Source organism: Thalassospira sp. NFXS8 (genome assembly GCF_040148805.1).
GTDB lineage: Bacteria > Pseudomonadota > Alphaproteobacteria > Rhodospirillales > Thalassospiraceae > Thalassospira.
The window spans coordinates 121076-134224 of sequence record NZ_JAGEMF010000007.1 but is presented as its reverse complement, the minus strand read 5'-3'; the positions used below and the strand labels follow the sequence as shown (position 1 = coordinate 134224).

The window sequence follows — 13149 nt, the reverse complement described above, 5'->3', positions numbered from 1 at the left end:
TGAAGCTATAGAGGATCAGGGTTGCCCAAATCGGGGCTTATGCGCGTCAAAAAAGCCAAAATCAATGTTGGGGAACCTTTCAGGGGCTTTACATAACTGGAGACGACAATGCGTAAATATCTTGCACTGACTGCAATTGCAGCCGGTCTTTGGGGGGCAGGTGCATCACAGGCCCATGCTGTTGAAATTGAATATTGGCAGTATCTGTTTGATAGTCGCGTCACCGCCATGAACGAACTGATTGACCGGTTCGAGGAACTTAATCCTGATATCACGGTCAAGCAAACAACCTTCCCCTATGCCGATTACCAGACCCGCCTGGTCGCCGCGAAAGCCGCAGGCAAAAGCCCTGAAGTCATGCAGTTGTTTTACGGCTGGCTGGATAAATTTGCATCGGGCAAGCTGTTGCAACCGCTTTCCGAAGACATGTTTCCCAGTGCTGAAATCGAGAAAGACTTTTTCCCGATTGTGACGGCGATGAAACGCGATGGCAAATATTACGGTTTGCCTACCGCCGTTCGCTCGCTTGCATTGTTTTATAACAAAAAGCTGTTCAAGGAAGCGGGCCTCGACCCGGAAAATCCGCCGCAAAACCTTGATGAACTGGTAAAAGCAGCCCAAGCTACCGTTAAACAGGATGGTAGCGGCAATATGATTTCGGCAGGTATCACCCTTGATATGGCCGGACAGGACCAGCATTGGTGGCGTGAAGTTCTGGTACGTCAATTTGGCGGCGATCCGTACAAAAACGATTACACCCAGGTCAATTACAATGATGAGGCCGGCAAAAAGGCGCTTGAATTTTATACCGGCCTGCAAACGGACGAAAAAGTCGGCAAAGTCGGCTTTATGGATGAAGGACAGGCTGCGTTCCGTGCCGGCCTTGCTGCCATGACGATTGACGGCACCTTCCGCCTGGGATCATTTTCATCGATCAAGAATTTTGACTGGGGTGTTACCGAACTTCCCGCCAATGCAGATGGCCTTCGTTCCAATTACGCCAGCTATTTTGCCAATGGCATTGCCGCCGGTGTTGAAGGTGAAAAACTTGAAGCCGCTGAAAAATTCCTGAAATTTGTTTCTTCAAAAGAAGCAATGGATGTGTGGTTAAAAACCGTGGGTGAACTTCCGGCCCGCCGCGAAGCGGCCATGACCGATGAAAACCTGAAAGATCCGATCTATGGTCCGTTCCTGAAGGGCCTTGATTACGCGCATACCACTCTGTTTGTTGATGAATCAGCCCAGCGTCAGGTTTCGATCGACATGGTTAATCGCGTTCTGTTGCAGGACCAGGCCCCGGCTGAAAGCCTGAAGCAGGCGGCTGAAGCCGAACAAGCCATCATTGATCACAGCAAAAAATAAAAGATAGGGTCAACGCCATGACCTCGGCCAATAACACACAGGTTGCGCCCCCCGCGGGGCGCAGCCGGAAACGCCTGCGCATGCAAACCAAACGGGTTTTATGGGCATGGGGGTTTCTGGCACTGCCGATCATTTTCTATTCATGGATCCGTTTTTATCCAACACTGGATGCCTTCTGGCTGTCCTTTACCGACTGGGATTTGCTAAGCGAACCCAATTTCATCGGTCTGGACAATTACCGACATCTGTTTAACGATCCGCAATTCTGGCAGGTCTTTAAAAACACCTTCACCTACCTGCTGGTCGGCACACCGCTTAGTCTGTTCTTTGCTTTCATCATTGCCTATTTCCTTGACCGGGTGCGGTTTATGCAGGGCTTTATTCGTGCCCTGTATTTCCTGCCGTTCCTGACCACGGCATCGGCAATGGCCTGGGTCTGGCGCTGGTTCTATCAACCTGTTCCGATTGGCATTATCAACGGTTTTCTATCTGATTTCGGCATTGCCCAGCAACCGTTTATCCGGTCAGTTGACCAGGCATTGCCATCGGTGCTGGCAACGGCGATTTGGGCCGGTATTGGCTTTCAAATTGTCATTTTCATGGCCGGACTTCGTGCTATCCCGCAAACCTATTATGAAGCTGCGCGCATCGACGGGCTGGGTGAAATGGCAATCTTGCGCAAAATCACTCTCCCCCTTTTAAAACCGACCACTGTTTTTCTGGTGGTGTTTTCCTCGATCGGGTTTTTGCGAATTTTTGACCAGGTTTACAACATCACCACCAACGATCCCGGTGGGCCGTTAAATTCTACCAAACCACTGGTTCTGATGATTTATCAAAGCGCATTCTCGTCCTATCAAATGGGCTATGCCGCAGCACAGACAGTGGTTTTATTCACCATTTTGCTGGTTGTTTCGCTGATGCAGCTTTGGGTGATGAGGGAACGTTGAGATGAGCACGACAATTTCAGAAGGCCTGATGCAGGCCAAAGCCCACCCCGGACGCATCATAACCTGGGCTGTTCTTTTGATCGGCGGCCTGATCATGATCACCCCGATCCTGTTTATGTTTGGCACATCCTTTAAGGATGCCAGCCAGGTGTACGACATGCGCCTGTTTCCCGAATATCCCACACTGGATAACTATATTCAGGTCCTGTCGGACGGACGCTTTTTGCGCTGGTTTGGCAATTCACTGGGCATTGCCACCACCGTCACCCTGTCCAACGTCTTTTTTGACAGTCTGGTGGGCTATACCCTGGCGAAATTTGACTTTCGCGGACGCTATCTGATCTTTCTCGCCATTCTGTCAACATTGATGATCCCCACCGAAATGCTGGTGATCCCGTGGTATCTGATGGCAAGCAAGCTGGGCTGGATTGATACTTATTGGGGGGTAATGTTCCCCGGCATGATGACGGCCTTTGGCACGTTTTTAATGAAGCAGTTTTTTGAAACCGTCCCCAATGACTTTCTTGAAGCCGCACGCATTGACGGCCTGAATGAATTTCAGATCTGGTGGAAAATTGCCCTGCCACTGGTCACCCCTGCCCTGTCCGCCCTTGCCATTTTCACGTTTCTGGGTAACTGGACAGCCTTTTTCTGGCCGCTGATTGTGACAACCAGTCAGGAATTTTACACCCTGCCCGTTGGTCTCACCAGTTTTGCCATCGAGCAATCCATCCAGTGGGAAAAGATCATGACCGGTGCTGCCCTTGCCACCATTCCCACCCTGATTGTGTTTCTGGTTCTGCAACGCTTTATCGTGCGCGGCATCATGCTGGCCGGGTTGAAAGGATAAGACCGTGGCAAAAACACCTTACACCGATCACACCACATTTCCCGATCCCGTCTATAAAAACACGGTTCTGGGGCCGTTATTTGATGGCGCACGTGACCATTTCGCCCATGATTTTCAGCGCATAGACCGCGCCCATCTGGTGATGCTGCGCGAACAGAAAATTCTGGGCGACGATCAGGCTGGCAAAATTGCCAATGCCCTTTTGGCAATTGAACAGGAAATTGACCCGGCAACACTGGTTTATACCGGCGAGGTCGAAGATTTTTTCTTTTTGATTGAGAAGGAATTAAAAACCCGCCTTGGCGCGGATTTAGGCGGGCGCCTGCACACGGCCCGGTCCCGTAACGATATCGATCATACCCTGTTCAAATTGCAGCTCCGTTCCAAAATTACCGGGTTGCTGGGCAAAATCCTGACATTGCTTGAAACCGCCATTAACAAGGCCGAGGCCGAAAAAGATACCCTGATTGTGGCCTATACCCACGGTCAGCCGGCCCAACCCACCAGCTTTGGCCATTATCTTTCTGCCCTGATCGAAGTTTTGCTACGCGATGCAAAACGCCTGCTTGATGCGCTGGCGACAGTCAACCTGTCACCGATGGGGGCAGCGGCCATTACGACATCGGGTTTTAACATTGACCGGCACCGGATGGCCGAATTATTGGGGTTTGATGCCCCCTTGCGCAATTCATACAGCTGCATTGCCGCGATTGATTATGTCAGCGGCACTTATGGGGCGATCGAATTGCTGTTCCTTCATCTTGGCCGGCCAATACAGGATTTTCAATTCTGGTCCAGTTTCGAGGTCGGGCAGCTTTATGTACCCAATGCACTGGTGCAAATTTCGTCAATCATGCCGCAAAAACGCAACCCGGTGCCGATTGAACATATGCGCCTGCTGGCGAGCCAGACTTTTGCCCGTGCACGCGGCATGATCGAAATCATGCATAACACACCCTTTACCGACATGAATGACAGCGAAGGCGAAACCCAGGCATTTGGCTATCAGGCCTTTGCCACGGCAGGCCGTGTGATTGACCTTATGACCAGCTTTGTTTCCGCCGTTCAAATCAACGAAGACAAGGTTTCGGAAAACATTCGCAAATCCTGCATCACGATTACCGAACTGGCCGATGACCTGGTGCGCAATGAAGGTTTATCGTTCCGCGAGGCCCATGAAATTGCCGCCCATGTGGCCAAAACCATTGTGGCGGTGAACGGTGATTTAACAATTGATGGCTATGCCCCGTTCAAACAGGCCTTTGTCCAAAGCACCGGCCGGGAAACGAAAATGGATGCAGCGCGGTTTGCAACTGTGGTTTCGGCCCGCCATTTTGTCGCCGTGCGCGACCGTTTTGGCGGCCCCGGTGACACAGCCATAACCGAGGCACTTGCATGTTATCGCGATACCTTATCAAACCTTCGCGCTGGCCTTTCGGCTTATATCGAGCGCGCAAAAGATGCCGATAAACTGCTTCAATCAGAATTCAATGCCTTGCCGGGAGCCAGCGCATGACCGAAATTCAACTGGAAAAAATCACCAAAAAATATGGTGCCATTGAAACCATTCACGGCATTGACCTGACGGTTAAGGATGGCGAATTTGTTGTTCTTGTTGGCCCGTCGGGCTGTGGCAAATCAACCACATTGCGTATGATTGCGGGGCTGGAACCGATCACCGGTGGTGATTTGCGCATTGGCGGTGAAGTTGTAAACGAACACGAACCCAAAGAACGCAACATCGCCATGGTTTTTCAGAACTATGCGATTTATCCGCATATGTCTGTCCGCCAGAATATCGGCTTTGGGCTTTATACCGCCAAAATGTCAAAAGCCGATAAAAACAAACGCATCGAGGAAACAGCCGAAATGCTGGGTCTGGTTGAATTACTGGACCGTAAACCATCCGCCCTTTCGGGCGGGCAACGCCAGCGTGTTGCCATTGGCCGTGCCATGGTACGCAACCCGGTGGCGTTTTTGTTTGATGAGCCGCTTTCCAATCTCGATGCACAGTTACGCTCGCAAATGCGCATCGAAATCAAACGCCTGCATCAGCGGTTAAAAAGCACGATTGTTTATGTCACCCATGACCAGGTTGAAGCCATGACAATGGCAGACCGAATTGTTGTCATGCGAGATGGTTATATTTTGCAAAGTGGCTCGCCGACCGATCTTTATGAAAACCCGTCTGACATTTTCACAGCCCGGTTTATTGGCAACCCGTCGATGAACATGATTAGTGCAATTGCCACGCAAAACGGTCTGGTTGCACAAAACGCCAATGCTGTTTTGTCTGTTGCATCGCCCAAAGTAGCCGTAAACAGCAATGTTTCGGTGGGGGTACGGTCCCATGCCCTGACGGTTGGGGAACCTACTGATAAAACCGGTCTGACCCTTAACGGGGAAATACTGGTTCTGGAACCATTGGGGTCGGAAACGCTGGTGCATATTGATACGGCAGATGGTGTTATCATTGCATCGGCCCCTGCCCTTCATCAGCTGGCCGCGGGTCAAACTGTTTCTGTCACAGCTAATGTTGAAAGCCTGTATTTTTTTGACAGCGACAGTCAGAAGGCTTTGATGCGCCCATGAATACAAAAACATCTCCTCCCCCTGCCCCACACAATACCGGCGGCGTTTTGTGTATTGGCCGAACCTATTGTGACTTGCTGTTTACCGGTGTGGAAAATATGCCGGTTCTTGGCCGCGAGGTTTTTGCACAAAACCTCGCGATTGAGGCTGGCGGCGGTGCGTTTATCACGGCTGCACATTTACATCATTCAGGTCGCCCGGCAGCCCTGCTCAGCCGGGTTGGCACAGACCCGCTATCGGCTGTTTTAAGGGCAACACTGGAACAAAGTGGCATTGAGTTACAATTTTTGGAAATTTCCCCCGATGCCGGGCCACAGGTGACGGTTGTAACCATTCAGGACAATGACCGTGCCTTTTTGTCTCGCCGGGCCGGGGAAGCACGTCCGGCGACTTTATCAAAGGCCTGGCAATGGAAACAAGCCCGCCATTTGCATATTGCCGAATATGCAACATTACATGAAATCCCGGATCTGGTTGAACAGGCGCGTGACTGTGGATTGACCATATCTCTGGATCCAAGCTGGGATGAAACCCTCATTCACGGGAGCCAGATCCTTCAAAACGCGGCCGGGATTGATATTTTTATGCCCAATCTGGAAGAAGCCCGTGCGATAACCGGGCAGGAGAACGCTTTGTCTGCCTTAAAGGTGTTGGCTCGGTCTTTTCGTATTGTCACCTTAAAAATTGGTATGGGCGGGGCATATATTGCGGTAGAGGGCGATATTCTGCACCACCCAGCCCCGTCGGTACAGGTTGTGGATACAACCGGAGCTGGCGATGCCTTTAATGCGGGTTTTCTGGATTTCTGGTTAAAAAAATTACCCGCAATAGAGTGCCTGAAAGCAGGTATTGAAGCCGGTAGTAAAGCTGTGCAAATGGCCGGTGGAGCAAGCAACTTGTCATCCCGTCACCATGTCGTGGCTTAGACTTAGGTGCGTCGTTTAATCTTGACGTTTTTTTAAATTCGCATTGTCGGGCGCCATCACATGTTGACGGGTGCCCGGCTTGCTGTCCCATCTATGCTATAGGGCAATTATCCTGGCAAAATTCTGCCATTTGTAGTCATGCCTGCCTAAACTTTCTCATAGTCACTATATGGTGAAACATGCCTGTTTTATACGGGTGTGTTTTTTGTCATGATCAATTGGCAAGCATGCCAAAGCATTGCTAAAATGATAAAAATTCTTTTTTAATGAATTTCCCCAGCCTGCCAGGCTCATGCAGGTGCATGACCTTGGCGCAACACACAGGACACTGGCGTGGAAAAAAAGCAGTTTTTTGAAGATTACCGTATTGGCCACATCCGCCACAGTCCTGCGCGCACCATCACAGAAACCGATATTGTCGTACATGCAGGTCATACCGGTGATTTTTCCCCACATCATATGGATGCGGAATATGCCAAACATACACCGTTTGAACGCCGCATTGCTCATGGCACGATGGTTTTTGCATTTGGCATTGGTTTGGCAGCACAATCGGCCAACAACCCGGGCGCGTTTTCATCGGGTTACGACCGCATACGGTTTGTCCGCCCTGTTTTTATAGGCGATACACTTAAATCAAGGATCACGATTGGTGATTTGAAAACAATGGCAGATAACCCGGATTTCGGCGAAGTAATTGAACAAATTGATGTGGTAAACCAGAAAAACGAAACCGTTCTAACGGCAAGCCACGTTTTAATGGTTGAACGCCGTTAAGCCACTGCTTGATAAACCATTATAGCTGACTTGCATCAAATGATGGGCAAAGCTATTTTTTGGTTTTCAGCCAACGTTACGTGATCAATTTGTACATTATCGTCGTTGCATCAAATGTATCTGTAAAAGGATCCTTGGCATATTCGGGAATGGTTCCAACTGTTTGATAACCCAATGTGCGATATAAAGGTTCGGCATGGTCGCCTGTGCGCGTATCAAGGGTGATCAGGCGACGTTGATGCTGCCGGGCTGCATCTTCCAGGGCGATCATTAGCGCTCGTGCTATGCCTTTACGACGAAATGCAGGATGCACCAATAATTTGGCAACTTCGGCACGGTGAGGTTGATTGGGCGGTGTATTGCAATCAAGCTGAACGCAGCCGGCAAGCTGTCCTTCAATTTTGGCAATAAGTAAAATTCGGCTCCCGTCAAGAACGCCAGGCAACACCTTTTGATGCCAGAAGTCTTTGGCTGCATTAATTGTGAAGGGCTGAACAAAACTGATGCTGGCTCCACTTTGCACGCAGGCATGAAGCATTTTAGCAAGAGCGTCGATCTGTATTTGCAGCTGTGTCCCGTCATAGCTATCAATTTCAAGCGTGCTTATTTTCGTCATGTTTGTCTCACAGAATGAATAGCTGGTAACGGGCAATTTGATCTGGTGATGTTTGGAAACTGCTTGAGCCTGATAGCTGATAGCGCAGACAATCACCCTGGTTCAGTACATATTGTTTATCATCAAGTGTCAGGGTTAGTTTCCCCGCCTGCATGACAAGATGATGCTCCAGCCCCGTTTGCGGCGGCTGGGCGTATGTTATCGTGGTATCGGCTGGTATGATGCACTCCAGCACTTCACCTCTCAGACGCCCTGTAGGAGGTGATAGTGAACGGCGAATAAAGCCGGTGTCAGGATCAGTCCAGATTTCCTGATCGTTATTGAGGATCAGAGGCGCAAAATTATTTTCTTCGGCCATATAGATCAGCCGGGATAATGTAATTCCATATGTAGAGCATAACCTGGCGAGCAAGATGGTGGTGGCACTGACGTCCGCTTTTTCCAGCCGGGAAAGGGTTGATTTGCTGATACCGCTATTGTTTGCCAGAGTTTCAAGCGTCCAGCCGTGGTTTTGGCGCAGTACCCTGAGCTGGGTCGCTATTTTGATATCTAAGCTGTTTTCAGGCGTTTGTTCCATATGTGGGATTTATTCCCAAAAATGGAACAGCGCAAGCCTTTTTTTTATTGGCAAAACGTTTTGATGATAACGCGGACAATTGGGTAATTTCTGCCTTTGTGTTGCCCGTGATGTTTGCCAAGTCGTTTTATTCATTAACAAAATATTAATCAGAATATAACGTCCCTGCCCTTAGATTTGTTATATGAGTTAATAAAGAGTGTTAGAGTAAAGTTAGATAAGTTACGGATGGCAGAGACTCCTTTTTGTTTTCAGGAGTCCGGGGCAGTTAGACGTCCGCGATGTATCGATTAATTGTCCGCGATGTATCAAATATCACGTCCGCAAAAGCACGACCGCAAAGTATCGAACCTTTGTCCGCGATGTACCGATCTTTCGTCCGTGATGTGCTGTTGACTATCAAAACTTATCCACAGGACGGGTTACATATCGATACTGCGGTTGGCAACATACCGTTCGCAGAACGCCATGAAGGCCTTTTCAGGGTCCTTGATGACCAGCTGGTTTCTTTGGCTTGAACCTGCCCATTCGCGCTCCAGATGGTCTATGTCCCACTCTGGAAAGCGCTCACGGGCATTGTTGATGACGTGGATCGATAATGGCTTGGGGCGAAAGCGTGTATCGCCGATTTCAAACAGTTTATCGGGGCTTTCTTCGGCCGGATTGGCTGCTGCTTCGATCGGTTCGTCACTTTGCGGACGTATGGGGCGAACCTCCAGCATCCATTCCTTGGGGTTCCGGCTTTTGAAAGCACTGTCAAAATCGGCGGATTTGCCCATTTTAAGGCTATAATCGGGGATATTGGCATCAATGATAATTTTGCCGAGGTCAGCCCGGAATTTGCGTTCTTCGCGGTCTGATCCGCATTTTTCTTTAAGCGACGGAATGCTGATCAACCAGCTGCGCTGTTGTCCGCAATGTTTGCGAGCCAGTTCGTAAATGCGCCTTTCAAGGCCTTTTGACAGATCGAAATACCGTGGACTGATGGTCAGAACCCGGCGGTCAATGACGATGGCTTTGAACATCCATTCATTCAGGGTTACTTCCACCCCGGCCATCATGGACCGACCATTTTTTGTTTTGCGTTCAATGATGCGATAGCTTTCAATCCAGCCAAAACCGGAGCGGATTTTGTCATTGCCTGACTCAACGTTTGTTCGCACGCGTGTGCCGTCAAGTCGTTCCAGCATATCAAGAAAAAGCGTATAGCCGCGTTTGGATGTCTGGCGTTTTGTCGACCGCAAAAAGTCGTGCGCCGCGAAGGTTATCTTGCGATCGCTAACCTTCTCTCCGCGTTCCAGCTTTTCATTAATGATCGACCCCAGATACATCAGCAGGTCTTTGTCATAGATATTTGCCATGCCTTTGGCACCGGGCTCGATACGAATATCAACCCCGCCCCGGCTATAATGAAATGGGGTCCGGCGTGGCTGCTTGGTCAGGGAGAACCATGGATGTTCCATCAGCATCCGGTCGTCCTTGAACGGCGCACCGTCGACCAGCTGATCCAGAAAAAGATCTACCTGTTGAGAACTCGCCACCTGTAAACCCTTTTCCCTTTTGTCCGCGTTGTGACGAGTTTGGTCAAATCTGCCCGATATATCAATGTATTGATTCGTATTTGTCCGCGATGTACCGAACAAAAATGTCCGCGTTGTGACGAGAAAAACGAATGCTAGCGGCTTGAATATTCGGCATTTCACGGTCGTATTCATCAGGACCGTGTTTGGCCGATTTTTTTAAGGCCCTGTTTCATTCGTTTTGAGATGCAGTTTTACGGTTTTGTCCGCGTTGTGACGAGCAGGTTAAAGCGTGCCGGTTTACATTTTGGTAGTCAATTTTATTAAGTTGCTGATATTAAATGATTTTTGTTGTTAAACCGATGCTTTAAAAAGTATTTCCAAATGTTTAACGTCGATTTGTCCGCGTTATAACGAATCGTTTCCGGGTCGAATCGGTACATCGCGGACATGATAGAATGCAGCTAAAGACGAAGTGGACGACATTCTGAAGGCAATGTCGGGAAGGTATGAGGACATTTGGCGTAAAAATGGTCCGCGAAATGCCGAAGATGTACCGCAAGAATACCCTGCCCTGGAGGGGATAACGCGGATTTCGGGATTACTATCCGCCGTAAGGAGATTTCGGGTGTTTGAAGAAAACTTTAGGTCTTCAGAACCAGTTATCGGCATGGTTATCTGGCAGATTACGTCTTTAATATCGAAATCGGCCAATTTAGATGCAGGACGATATAGTGCGATTTTGGTTGGGGCGAGTTTAAGCGGAGGATTGTTAACCTACTCCGTTTTAATAAAAAAACGGCAGTTCTGTAGGAAAACCGCCGTTTTTAGGGTCGTTCGGAGATGGCATTGTGTTATGGAATTGTCCGCGATGTTACGAACTTTTAATCTTCTTCCATAACCTTGCGTTGAAGCTCGATTCGGTCGTCAAAATTGCTATCAAGGTCCCGACAGAAGCGGATTAACGCCTCGCGCATAAAATCGGCTCGGGTATATTCCTCACCTTCCGGTAACGGGTCGTTCTTCTGCAAGTTAGCTTTGCGTTTGCGAACCAGCATTCGTATGACGTGATCAACGGCCTCGTCCACTTTGGTTTCTATTCGCAGCAAACCGATATATTCCTTGCCGGAATGGATATCGCGGACATTTGCTGCGGCTGAGGCCGGCGCCGTGGCTGGTGTATTGAGAGGACCCGATGCTTCCTGGTCTGGTGCTGCCGCTTCTGTTGTTGCATGTTCCTGGGCGTCAGCGATGTCAGCAGCCGTTTCGTCCGGGCTCCAGATTTCGGCAAGGTCTTCAGGGCGCGGAGGAACTTTTTTAACGCGTTCACGGCGGGCGAGACGGGCGAAATTCGGTTTGGTCGCCATTACGCGTCCTCCTTGTTCAGACGGTTTAGCAGTTCAAGTAGAAAGGCATACATTTCATCGGCAGCATTGCCCCGCTGATAGCGCGTGATTGGCATGCCAACCGTTTGGGATTCCTGAAATGCTACCCGCTTGCCAAGCCTGGCTTCAAATATTTTGTCGCGAATTCCATAATAGAACTCGTCAGGGTCGACCCCCTCGCCCCGCATCAGTTCAATATAATCTTTTTTGATTTTGGAACTGTTATCGACGTCATTGAGGATGACACCGAGCAGGTTAAGGCCCGGATTATATTTGCGTTTGAACCGGGTAATGGTTTTAACCACATTTTTAATGGCATCAGACGAATATTCATCGGCATTGGCTGGGGACAATACATAGTCTGCCGCCATTGCTGCGGCCGTCACGTGGTTGCCTGGCGTTGGCGGGCAATCGATAATGATGACGTCATAATCGGTTTGTCGGGCGAGGTATTCGTCAAGTTCCAGCAACAGATCATGCTGGATGCCCATTAAGGCAACAAGGTTTGTATTACCGGTATTTAAAGCAAGGTTTTCGCTGACCGGCAGAGGTTTGACACGCTCATTGGCGTTTGAAAAAATGGTCATGGAGTTGGCGCGATCAACGTCGGTATCGTTAAAAACCCGATCATGTTGCAATTCGCCATAGCGTAAGGTTGTTTTGGTCAGGTTTCCTTGCGGATCAAGGTCAACCGCCAGAACTTTCAATCCTGCTTCAGCAAGATGGACACAAATCTGAAAAGTAAGGGTGGTTTTGCCGACACCGCCTTTTTCATTAAGGGTGGCGATTACCATGGGCCCTTTTGCCCGTACCTGTTCAATCAGATCCGACGGCAAGTCGTAATTATAGCGTGCCATTTGGTGTTCCTTGACCTCGTTGGTTCAGCTTCGGCCCTGGTTGGTAACCGGATTACGTATATCGATCTTTTGAAAGTCGATAATCGACATACGTAATCCGAAATGTGATTGGCGGGGATTCGATTTATGCGAATTCGTAGATACGAAAAACGCTTGATCGTGCCGCGGTTTTCGGTGTTGCGTTTCTTGCCTTTCCGAGATTGTCGTTTTCGTTTTTCGAAAATCGAATTATCGATAATGCACTTTTTGGTAATCGAGAAAGCATCCTTCGTTTTCCGGTCGTTTGATTTTTGAGTTACGGTTTCCCGAAAATCAAAACTCGATTACCCGATTCACGTAAAACTCAAATTCGAGTTTCGTACATTCATTTTCCGATATACGAGTATCGTTACTCGATCATCGAAAATCCATCTTACGAAAATCGTAACACGATAATTTGCTTTTCGATTCTTCCTAAATCGTTCCTCAATTTATCGATGATCGTATCACGACCAACCGATATTTGTAAATGTGAATTTCGTTTAAACGTATCACGATTATTCAATAAACGTTTTTCGAATATCGTTTAATCGGTTGTCGAAAATCGTGACGCGGCAATCAAGTTTTCGATTTACGTATATAGATTATCCGATATCCGTGTCACGGTTACACGGTTACACGGTTACACGGTTACACGGTTACACGGTTACACGGTTACACGGTTACACGGTTACACGGTTACACGGTTACGCAATAAA

12 protein-coding genes are annotated in these 13149 nt (G+C 48.9%); 7 read left to right on the top strand and 5 right to left on the bottom strand.

What is annotated here, in order from left to right:
* The first annotated feature begins 108 nt into the window (after positions 1-108).
* The 7 genes from J4E05_RS23265 (at position 109) to J4E05_RS23235 (ending at position 7457) form a co-directional block, all read left to right on the top strand.
* The gene (locus J4E05_RS23265; RefSeq protein WP_085591276.1) at positions 109-1362 is read left to right on the top strand and encodes a sugar ABC transporter substrate-binding protein; all 1254 of its coding nucleotides are present in this window, start codon (positions 109-111) and stop codon (positions 1360-1362) included.
* A gap of 17 nt (positions 1363-1379) precedes the next feature.
* Positions 1380-2312 carry a carbohydrate ABC transporter permease gene (locus tag J4E05_RS23260; RefSeq protein ID WP_085591275.1) on the top strand — a complete coding sequence of 311 codons (933 nt, stop codon included), beginning with the start codon at positions 1380-1382 and terminating at the stop codon, positions 2310-2312.
* 1 nt (position 2313) lies between these two features.
* Positions 2314-3162, top strand: a complete 849-nt coding sequence (locus J4E05_RS23255; RefSeq protein WP_349600725.1) for a carbohydrate ABC transporter permease — start codon at positions 2314-2316, stop codon at positions 3160-3162.
* 4 nt (positions 3163-3166) lie between these two features.
* Positions 3167-4678 carry an argininosuccinate lyase gene (gene argH / locus J4E05_RS23250; protein WP_349600722.1) on the top strand — a complete coding sequence of 504 codons (1512 nt, stop codon included), beginning with the start codon at positions 3167-3169 and terminating at the stop codon, positions 4676-4678.
* A complete protein-coding gene (locus J4E05_RS23245; RefSeq protein WP_349600719.1) occupies positions 4675-5754 on the top strand; it encodes an ABC transporter ATP-binding protein in 1080 nt (359 codons plus the stop codon). The genes argH and J4E05_RS23245 overlap by 4 nt, the downstream gene beginning before the upstream one ends.
* Positions 5751-6680 carry a carbohydrate kinase family protein gene (locus J4E05_RS23240; RefSeq protein WP_349600718.1) on the top strand — a complete coding sequence of 310 codons (930 nt, stop codon included), beginning with the start codon at positions 5751-5753 and terminating at the stop codon, positions 6678-6680. Before J4E05_RS23245 ends, J4E05_RS23240 begins: the two co-directional genes overlap by 4 nt.
* Positions 6681-7013: 333 nt before the next feature.
* Entirely contained in the window at positions 7014-7457 is a 444-nt protein-coding gene (locus J4E05_RS23235; protein WP_349600715.1) for a MaoC family dehydratase, read from the top strand.
* Positions 7458-7533: 76 nt separating this feature from the next.
* Here J4E05_RS23235 and J4E05_RS23230 read toward each other — a convergent pair whose 3' ends face one another.
* The 5 genes from J4E05_RS23230 to J4E05_RS23210 form a co-directional block, all read right to left on the bottom strand.
* Positions 7534-8073 (bottom strand): GNAT family N-acetyltransferase, encoded by a 540-nt coding sequence (locus J4E05_RS23230; RefSeq protein WP_349600713.1) that lies wholly within the window; start codon positions 8071-8073, stop codon positions 7534-7536.
* Positions 8074-8080: 7 nt separating this feature from the next.
* On the bottom strand, positions 8081-8650 hold the full coding sequence (locus J4E05_RS23225) for a helix-turn-helix domain-containing protein (RefSeq protein ID WP_349600710.1): 570 nt from the start codon (positions 8648-8650) through the stop codon (positions 8081-8083).
* Positions 8651-9072: 422 nt separating this feature from the next.
* Positions 9073-10191 (bottom strand): replication initiator protein A, encoded by a 1119-nt coding sequence (locus J4E05_RS23220; RefSeq protein ID WP_246832945.1) that lies wholly within the window; start codon positions 10189-10191, stop codon positions 9073-9075.
* 863 nt (positions 10192-11054) lie between these two features.
* Positions 11055-11537, bottom strand: coding sequence for a hypothetical protein (locus J4E05_RS23215; protein WP_349600707.1), 483 nt, complete (start codon positions 11535-11537; stop codon positions 11055-11057).
* Positions 11537-12412 (bottom strand): ParA family protein, encoded by an 876-nt coding sequence (locus J4E05_RS23210; RefSeq protein WP_349600704.1) that lies wholly within the window; start codon positions 12410-12412, stop codon positions 11537-11539. Before J4E05_RS23210 ends, J4E05_RS23215 begins: the two co-directional genes overlap by 1 nt.
* Positions 12413-13149 lie beyond the last annotated feature (737 nt).

What these genes read in the sequence shown, in the direction of transcription:
- J4E05_RS23230 (WP_349600713.1), bottom strand. Translation starts at nt 8,073, where the DNA reads ATGACGAAAATAAGCACGCTTGAAATTGATAGCTATGACGGGACACAG.
- J4E05_RS23245 (WP_349600719.1), top strand. Translation starts at nt 4,675, where the DNA reads ATGACCGAAATTCAACTGGAAAAAATCACCAAAAAATATGGTGCCATT.
- J4E05_RS23210 (WP_349600704.1), bottom strand. Translation starts at nt 12,412, where the DNA reads ATGGCACGCTATAATTACGACTTGCCGTCGGATCTGATTGAACAGGTA.
- J4E05_RS23255 (WP_349600725.1), top strand. Translation starts at nt 2,314, where the DNA reads ATGAGCACGACAATTTCAGAAGGCCTGATGCAGGCCAAAGCCCACCCC.
- J4E05_RS23215 (WP_349600707.1), bottom strand. Translation starts at nt 11,537, where the DNA reads ATGGCGACCAAACCGAATTTCGCCCGTCTCGCCCGCCGTGAACGCGTT.
- J4E05_RS23225 (WP_349600710.1), bottom strand. Translation starts at nt 8,650, where the DNA reads ATGGAACAAACGCCTGAAAACAGCTTAGATATCAAAATAGCGACCCAG.
- J4E05_RS23240 (WP_349600718.1), top strand. Translation starts at nt 5,751, where the DNA reads ATGAATACAAAAACATCTCCTCCCCCTGCCCCACACAATACCGGCGGC.
- J4E05_RS23260 (WP_085591275.1), top strand. Translation starts at nt 1,380, where the DNA reads ATGACCTCGGCCAATAACACACAGGTTGCGCCCCCCGCGGGGCGCAGC.
- J4E05_RS23265 (WP_085591276.1), top strand. Translation starts at nt 109, where the DNA reads ATGCGTAAATATCTTGCACTGACTGCAATTGCAGCCGGTCTTTGGGGG.